Annotated in this window: 7 protein-coding genes; all 7 read right to left on the reverse strand. The window is 45.0% G+C overall.

Going from position 1 to position 8,020, the window contains the following annotated elements; genetic code table 11:
* Nucleotides 1-266: 266 nt before the first annotated feature.
* The gene (gene eno / locus WB217_RS15395) at nt 267-1,565 is read right to left on the reverse strand and encodes a phosphopyruvate hydratase (protein WP_423994117.1); all 1,299 of its coding nucleotides are present in this window, start codon (nt 1,563-1,565) and stop codon (nt 267-269) included.
* Between the two features lie 24 nt (nt 1,566-1,589).
* Complete coding sequence (gene gpmI, locus WB217_RS15400) at nt 1,590-3,128, reverse strand: 2,3-bisphosphoglycerate-independent phosphoglycerate mutase (protein ID WP_423994118.1); 1,539 nt, start codon at nt 3,126-3,128, stop codon at nt 1,590-1,592.
* The gene (gene tpiA, locus WB217_RS15405; protein WP_423994119.1) at nt 3,121-3,882 is read right to left on the reverse strand and encodes a triose-phosphate isomerase; all 762 of its coding nucleotides are present in this window, start codon (nt 3,880-3,882) and stop codon (nt 3,121-3,123) included. The genes gpmI and tpiA overlap by 8 nt, the downstream gene beginning before the upstream one ends.
* A 213-nt stretch (nt 3,883-4,095) precedes the next feature.
* Complete coding sequence (locus WB217_RS15410; protein ID WP_335428708.1) at nt 4,096-5,280, reverse strand: phosphoglycerate kinase; 1,185 nt, start codon at nt 5,278-5,280, stop codon at nt 4,096-4,098.
* A 129-nt stretch (nt 5,281-5,409) separates the two neighbouring features.
* Nucleotides 5,410-6,417, reverse strand: a complete 1,008-nt coding sequence (gap, locus tag WB217_RS15415; RefSeq protein WP_213370605.1) for a type I glyceraldehyde-3-phosphate dehydrogenase — start codon at nt 6,415-6,417, stop codon at nt 5,410-5,412.
* 42 nt (nt 6,418-6,459) lie between these two features.
* Nucleotides 6,460-7,494, reverse strand: a complete 1,035-nt coding sequence (locus WB217_RS15420) for a sugar-binding transcriptional regulator (protein ID WP_423994122.1) — start codon at nt 7,492-7,494, stop codon at nt 6,460-6,462.
* A 123-nt stretch (nt 7,495-7,617) separates the two neighbouring features.
* Nucleotides 7,618-8,020 (reverse strand): glutaredoxin family protein (locus tag WB217_RS15425; protein WP_423994124.1); only part of this gene is annotated, 403 nt, incomplete at its 5' end.

Genomic DNA, 8,020 nt, shown 5'->3' on the forward strand with positions numbered 1-8,020 from the left:
GTTAGGAGAAACAGGGCTCCAATGACCACGATTGGGTACCTAAAAATCCAATTGTTAGGAGAAGCAGGGCTCCAATGACCACGATTGGTAACCTGAAAATCCAATTATTAGGAGAATCAGAGCACCAATGACGTTTATTTCGCCTTTATGCCAACCAATTCTACCCTTCGATGATTTACCACAGTTAGAAAAAACACTCCGCCTTCTCCAATAAAAAACGCCGGCAGCATCGTCATGCTGTCGGCGTTTTATTTTACCAAAAAGAATTACTTCTTAAGGTTGTAGAAAGATTTGATTCCGTTGAAGCGAGCTGTTTCACCAAGCTGGTCTTCAATGCGGAGAAGTTGGTTGTACTTCGCTACGCGGTCTGTACGTGATGGTGCACCAGTCTTGATTTGGCCAGCGTTTGTTGCAACAGCGATATCAGCGATTGTTGCATCTTCTGTTTCACCAGAACGGTGAGAGATTACAGCTGTATAACCTGCACGCTTAGCCATTTCGATTGCGTCGAAAGTTTCAGTCAAAGTACCGATTTGGTTAACTTTGATTAGGATTGAGTTGCCAACGCCTTGCTCAATACCTTGTGAAAGCTTTTTAGTGTTTGTAACGAACAGGTCATCACCAACAAGCTGAACTTTTCCGCCAAGGCGCTCAGTCAATAGCTTGTGGCCTTCCCAGTCGTTTTCATCCAAACCGTCTTCGATAGAGATGATTGGGTATTTAGAAGACATTTCTTCATACCAGTCAACCATTTCAGCAGAAGTTTTAACAACGCCTTCACCAGAAAGATGGTACTTGCCGTCTTCTTTGTTGTAGAACTCAGAAGATGCAGCATCCATAGCTAGCATGACTTGCTCGCCTGGCTTGTAGCCTGCTTTTTCGATTGCTGTAACGATTGTTTGAAGAGCTTCTTCGTTAGATCCTAGGTTTGGAGCGAATCCACCTTCGTCACCTACAGCTGTGTTCAAGCCTTTTTCTTTAAGAACAGACTTCAGGCTGTGGAAGATTTCAGCACCCATACGAAGTGCTTCACGGAAGTTTTCAGCGCCGACAGGCATAACCATGAATTCCTGGATGTCAACGTTGTTGTCAGCGTGCTCTCCGCCGTTAACGATGTTCATCATTGGAACTGGAAGCTGCTTCGCGTTGAATCCGCCAAGGTATTGGTATAAAGGAATGTCAAGGTAGTCTGCAGCAGCGTGTGCAACAGCCATAGAAACACCAAGAATAGCGTTAGCGCCTAATTTACCTTTGTTTTCAGTACCGTCTAACTCGATTAGCGCATGGTCGATGCCAACCTGGTCAAGAACGTTGAACTCTTCGCCAATCAAGAATGGAGCGATGATTTCGTTCACGTTTTCAACTGCTTTTAAAACACCTTTGCCAAGGTAGCGGCTCTTGTCGCCGTCACGAAGCTCAACTGCCTCGTATTCACCTGTTGAAGCTCCACTTGGAACTAGCGCGCGTCCGAAAGCGCCTGATTCTGTGAAAATTTCTACCTCAACTGTTGGGTTACCGCGGGAATCCAATACTTCACGAGCGTATACGTCTGTAATAAATGGCATAAGTAATCTCTCCTTATTCTTGGGTTATTTTTTAATTATTGATGTTCCAGTCATTTCTGCTGGCTGTTCAAGTTTTAAAAGTTCAAGCATAGTTGGTGCAAGGTCGCCGAGTATTCCGTCTTCACGGAGTTCAACGCCTGCCTTCGTCACGATAACAGGCACTGGGTTTGTTGTATGTGCTGTCATTGGTGAGCCTTCAAGTGTCACAACTTCATCAGCATTGCCGTGATCCGCCGTAATGATCGCTGTACCGCCTTTAGAGACAATCAGGTCAACAATGCGTCCGAGGCATTCGTCAACTGTTTCAACAGCCTTGATCGTTGGCTCAAGCATGCCTGAGTGTCCAACCATGTCTGGATTTGCAAAGTTTAAAAGAATCGCATCGAACTTATCGGCTTCAATTTCTTTTAATAAAGCGTCCGTCAATTCATAAGCGCTCATTTCCGGCTGAAGGTCATAGGTAGCAACCTTTGGAGAATTTATTAATAATCTTGTTTCTCCAGGAAACTCGCTCTCACGACCGCCGCTCATGAAGAACGTTACGTGTGGATACTTTTCCGTTTCAGCGATACGCAGCTGTGTCATGCCTGCCTGTGAAATTACTTCACCGATTGTATTATCCAGGTTTGTCGGTTCAAATGCAACATAACCATCAACCGTTTCGCTGAAATGCGTCAAGCATACAAAGTGAAGGTTCTCTGGATGGCCTTCTCCGCGGTCGAATGAACGGAAGTCTTTATTTGTAAAAGTATTTGAAATCTGGATTGCGCGGTCAGGACGGAAGTTGTAGAAAATCACAGCATCGTCATTCTTGACAGTCGCAACAGGTGAACCATCTGGCTTTACAAGGACAGATGGAACAACGAATTCATCGAAGATTCCATTGTTGTAGTTATCTTCAATGAGCTCCATTGGGTTTGAATACGTAGGTCCGTCGCCGTACACCATTGAACGGTAGGATTTCTCTACACGCTCCCAGCGCTTGTCACGGTCCATTGAATAGTATCGCCCAGAAATCGTCGCAAATTCACCGACTCCGATTTCACTCATTTTTTCTAATGTTCGTTTGATATAGCCTGGCGCCGTTTGCGGTCCAACATCGCGACCGTCAAGGAAGCCATGTAAATAAACCTTTGTAAGGCCCTCACTTGCCGCAAGCTTCAAGAGAGCAAACATATGCTCAATATGGCTGTGCACGCCTCCATCTGAAAGCAGTCCCATCAAGTGTAGTGCTGTGCCTTTTTCCTTCGCATGCTTGATCGCCGCAAGGAATGTATCATTCTTTTCAAATTCGCCTTCACGGATCGAAATATTCACGCGAGTTAGGCTCTGGTAAACAATGCGCCCAGCACCGATGTTCAGGTGTCCAACCTCAGAGTTTCCCATTTGACCCACTGGAAGGCCCACCGCTTCACCGCTTGCAATCAATTGTGCATGCGGGTAATTGTTCCAATAGCGGTCAAAATTCGGCTTTTTTGCCTGGGCAACGGCGTTTCCCATCCGTTCGCCGCGCAATGCGAAGCCGTCCAGAATGATTAAAGCTGTTGGTGACTGTTTACTCATGAGTACCTGCCTCCAATAATTGCACGAAGGAATCTGTCTCTAAGCTTGCACCGCCGACTAAAGCGCCGTCAATATCAGGCTGGGACATATATTCCTGGATGTTTCCTGGTTTTACGCTTCCGCCGTACTGAATGCGAACTGCTTCAGCCACTTCTGGAGAAAACTGCTCTGCAATTACCTTGCGGATGTGAGAACAAGTTTCGTTAGCATCTTCTGCAGTAGAAGATTTACCTGTTCCAATTGCCCAGATCGGCTCGTAAGCAATAACCGTTTGCTTTACTTGCTCATCTGAAAGCCCGTTAAGAGCTGCTTTGATCTGGCCGCCAACAAATTCATTTGTTTCTCCATTTTCACGCTGTTCAAGCGTTTCACCGCAGCAAACGATTGGAGTCAGATTGTATTTGAATGCAGTTAATGTCTTTTTATTAACACTTTCATCTGTTTCATTGAACATCTCACGGCGTTCAGAGTGTCCGATTACTACATATTTTGCACCGATGTCTTGTAGTGCGTTAGGGCTGATTTCGCCTGTAAAAGCACCGCTTTCTTCGAAGTGCATGTTTTGTGCACCAATTTCAAGATCTGATTCTTTTGTTAGCTCGACCAATTGTCCAAGAAACAATGCTGGCGCGCAAACAACGGATTCAACCTTGTCCTTTGAAGGGACAAGTCCGCTTACTTCTTCAATGAATTTCTTAGCTTCAGGCAGCGTTTTATGCATTTTCCAGTTACCTGCAATAATAGGTTTTCGCATGCTGACACTTCCTTTCGAGTTTCCTGCTGTGTTAAGCAAAATGATTATCTTCTAAAAATAAAAGTTCAAACTATTTTAAAATTCGCCACTGGATGTTGGGCTGGTTATTTGCACTATTTTTATCATAATAGCTTTGTTAAAAGCCGAGCAGGAGCAGCCGCAGGATCCGCACCCTCAAGCTGCCGCCATGCTGTCAACTTGTTGAATCAAAGCTTACTTATCGTTCAATGCCACAACGCCTGGAAGTTCTTTTCCTTCCATGAACTCAAGGGAAGCACCGCCGCCCGTTGAGATGTGGCTCATTTTGTCAGCTAGATTGAATTTTTCAACAGCTGCTGCAGAGTCGCCTCCGCCGATGACAGAATATGTATCGCTTGCATCGGCTAATGCTTGTGCTACAGCTTTTGTTCCTTCAGCGAATTTGTCGATTTCAAATACGCCCATTGGTCCGTTCCAGATGACCAATTTCGATTTTTGAATCACATCGCGGTAAGTTTCAGCTGTTTTAGGTCCGATATCAAGAGCTTCCCAATCTGCAGGAATTTCTTCAATCGCAACGACCTTTGAATTTGCATCCGCAGAAAAATCATCCGCAACGATTACATCTACTGGCATGTAGAAGTTAACGCCCTTTGCTTTTGCTTTTTCCATGAAGCTCTTAGCCAATTCAATTTTATCTTCTTCTAAAAGAGATTTGCCTACTTCGTGGCCCTGTGCTTTTACGAATGTATAAGCTAGTCCGCCGCCGATGATCAGGTTATCTACTTTTTCTAATAGGTTATCAATGACACCGATTTTATCTTTAACCTTCGCTCCGCCGATGATTGCTGTAAACGGACGCTCAGGATTTGATAAAGCTTTTCCAAGTACCTCAAGCTCTTTTTCCATCAGGAAGCCTGATACTGCCGGAAGGTGCTTGGCAATGCCTTCTGTTGAAGCATGCGCACGGTGTGCAGCTCCGAATGCATCGTTCACATACACATCTGCCAGTTCAGCAAATGCTTTTGCAAGTTCAGGATCATTCTTCTCTTCGCCTGGATAGAAGCGGACATTCTCAAGAAGCAGGACATCGCCTTCGTTCATGCTGTCGATTTCAGATTTTACAGACTCGCCATGAGCTTCATCTGTTTTCTTTACATCCTTTCCAAGCAGCTCAGACAAACGCTTTGCCACTGGAGTCAAACGCAATTCTTCAACAGCCTGCCCTTTTGGACGGCCAAGGTGGCTTGCAAGAAGGACTTTCGCTCCCTGCTCAACTAGATACTGGATTGTTGGAAGGGCTGCACGGATCCTTGTATCGTCCGTAACCTGTCCATCCTTCATTGGCACGTTAAAATCAACGCGGCAAAAAACTCGTTTTCCTTTTACATCCACATCTTTAACTGTCTTTTTATTCAAGGCTAGAGACCTCCTTTAAAATGGCGCCAGAGCGCTTTTAAGCAGAAAAAGGGGAGAGGGACTTTTCCCCGCTCCCCAATTCATCCCACTACATTATAGTCGTTAATGGATGGTTTATCCAATGATAGCTTACAGACCTTTTTTAGCGATGAAATCAACTAGGTCAACTACACGGTTAGAGTAACCAGACTCGTTGTCATACCAAGAGATTACTTTTACCATGCTGCCTTCCATAACCATTGTTGAAAGTGCATCAATTGTAGAAGAATATGCATTGCCGTTGTAGTCGCTTGATACAAGCGGCTCTTCGCTGTAGCCAAGGATTCCTTTAAGTTCGCCTTCAGAAGCTTTCTTGAATGCTGCGTTGATTTCTTCAACTGTTACGTCTTTGTCAAGCTCAGCAACAAGGTCAACTAATGAAACGTTTGGAGTTGGAACACGCATAGCTCCACCGTTCAATTTGCCTTTAAGTTCAGGCAATACTAGAGAAACTGCTTTTGCAGCACCAGTTGTTGTCGGAATGATGTTTTCCGCAGCTGCACGTGCACGACGGTAGTCTTTGTGCGGAAGGTCAAGGATTTGCTGGTCATTTGTGTAAGAGTGAACTGTTGTCATCATACCGCGCTTGATGCCGAAGTTGTCGTTCAATACTTTTGCAAATGGAGCCAAGCAGTTTGTCGTACAAGATGCATTAGAGATTACGTGGTGGTTAGCTGCATCGTACTTGTCGTCGTTAACACCCATAACGATTGTGATATCTTCGTCAGATGCTGGTGCAGAAATGATAACTTTCTTAGCGCCTGCTTCAAGGTGTTTCGCAGCGTCAGCACGCTTAGTGAAACGTCCAGTTGATTCTACAACTACTTCTACGCCAAGGTCGCCCCAGCCAAGTTGTGCTGGATCTCTTTCAGCAAGAACTTTTACTTTGTGTCCGTCAACTACAAGGTAGTCACCGTCAACCGTGATTTCTTTATTTAAAGTTCCGTGCACAGTATCATATTTTAAAAGATGAGCAAGCATGTTTGCATCTGTTAAATCGTTAACTGCCACTACTTCTACGTTAGGGTTGTTCAATGCTGCGCGGAAAACTACGCGTCCAATTCTTCCAAATCCGTTAATACCAACTTTTACTGCCATGTGTATTTCCTCCTTTGATTCCTTAAAGGTGTTGTTTTTATATTAAGGGTGATACCCTTGTAACAATTTTTTGGCGGCTCCCTCATCCGTAATGAGGATCGTTGAGGAAGGTGCCTGTTTCATATAAGCTCTGATCGCCTTTGCCTTTGATTCACCGCCGGCAACCGCGATAACATCGCCTATATTCGCGAGGTCATTGAGCTGAAGACCGATCGTCAGCACTTTGTGAACGATTTCCCCTGCTTCGTTAAAATAATAGCCGAAAGCCTCGCCGACTGCTTTGCCTTTGAGGATGTTCTGCAAATCCTCAGGGCTGGTATTACGACGTTCCGCCATTGTAATAGCGTCTCCAATACCGTGTAAAACCATGCTAGCGGATTTAACTAAATTCCATACCTCGTAAATCAGTGGTTCTTTAATGAAGGATTCGTAAATCTCGCTGCTGACCTGGTCGGGAACATAAAATACCCGATGACGCGAATTCGTGTTATCTGCCATGATTGCGCAAATCGTGTTTGCCTGGTTCTTGACATCCTCACCAATTCCGCCTCTTGCCGGTACAAACAGCAAATCTTTTTCGCCAAAGTCTGGTGTCAGCATATCCGCCACAGCCGCCATCGTCGATCCACCTGTCACAGCAATGATATTGTTGCTCTGCAGAAGATCTTTCATGCTATCGGCTGTCGCGCGGCCAAGCTCGCTCTTCACCCATGGTGAGCGGTCACTGTCCCCAGGGACAACAATCACTTTCCTGATACCCATGCGCTCCTTAAGCTGGCGCTCTAATGAGTTAATACCCATAATATCGCGCATTACACTATCAAGACTTTCCAGTATATCTTTTCCCTCGTTCGTCAGTGTCATTCCCTGAACCGACATCGAGATCAGATTCTGGTCCTTCAAAAATTCCACCTCAGAACGCAAAACCCGCTCTGTCAGGTTCAAGCTGACGGAAAGGTTTCTCCTGCCTACTGGCTGCATCACGTTTATGTACTGCAGGATGAGGTATCGTTTTTGCATAACTTGCATTAAATCGGGCAATATTCTTTTTTGAATATCAATGAGCGAATCGTGCATAATGATATTCTCCTTTTTTACTGTTGGTCACAAAATGTCCCGCCAAGACATATTATGTCCCACTCGCGGTAAAAAAAATCACCCCTGCTACAGATTTCATTCTAACAGGAGTGAAAACTCAATTCAACTAATAAACTCAAGGTTTTTTCTTGTAAACGCTTCACTTATGAATTTTTTGTTCACAATGCCATATTGAAGCTCTTCCCCGTCCAATTCCACGACAGGAATCATGATTCCGTACTTTTCGACCAGCTCATCATCCAGGTCAATATTGATTTCTTCTATTGTAAAATCCCATTGGTTCTGCAAGTCTTCAAGGATTTCACGCGCTGTCTCGCACAGGTGGCAGCGTGGGCGGGAGTAGAGTTTGACTGTTTTTTTCATGGAATCTCCTTTAAACGAGTTCTTTTTTATATTTGCTCTGTTAACAAGGCTTTTGATTTTCGTTCCAGGCGCTTCGCTTTCCGCGGGGCTGGCGCTGAGCCTCCTCGTCGCTTCGCTCCTGCGGGGTCTCACCTGTCCAGCT

The organism is Mesobacillus sp., from assembly GCF_049588175.1.
Classification (GTDB): Bacteria; Bacillota; Bacilli; order Bacillales; family Cytobacillaceae; genus Mesobacillus.

Bases quoted from the DNA above. Each gene is read 5' to 3' on its own strand.
- eno (WP_423994117.1), bottom strand. From the start codon at position 1,565: ATGCCATTTATTACAGACGTATACGCTCGTGAAGTATTGGATTCCCGC.
- gpmI (WP_423994118.1), bottom strand. From the start codon at position 3,128: ATGAGTAAACAGTCACCAACAGCTTTAATCATTCTGGACGGCTTCGCA.
- tpiA (WP_423994119.1), bottom strand. From the start codon at position 3,882: ATGCGAAAACCTATTATTGCAGGTAACTGGAAAATGCATAAAACGCTG.
- gap (WP_213370605.1), bottom strand. From the start codon at position 6,417: ATGGCAGTAAAAGTTGGTATTAACGGATTTGGAAGAATTGGACGCGTA.
- WB217_RS15420 (WP_423994122.1), bottom strand. From the start codon at position 7,494: ATGCACGATTCGCTCATTGATATTCAAAAAAGAATATTGCCCGATTTA.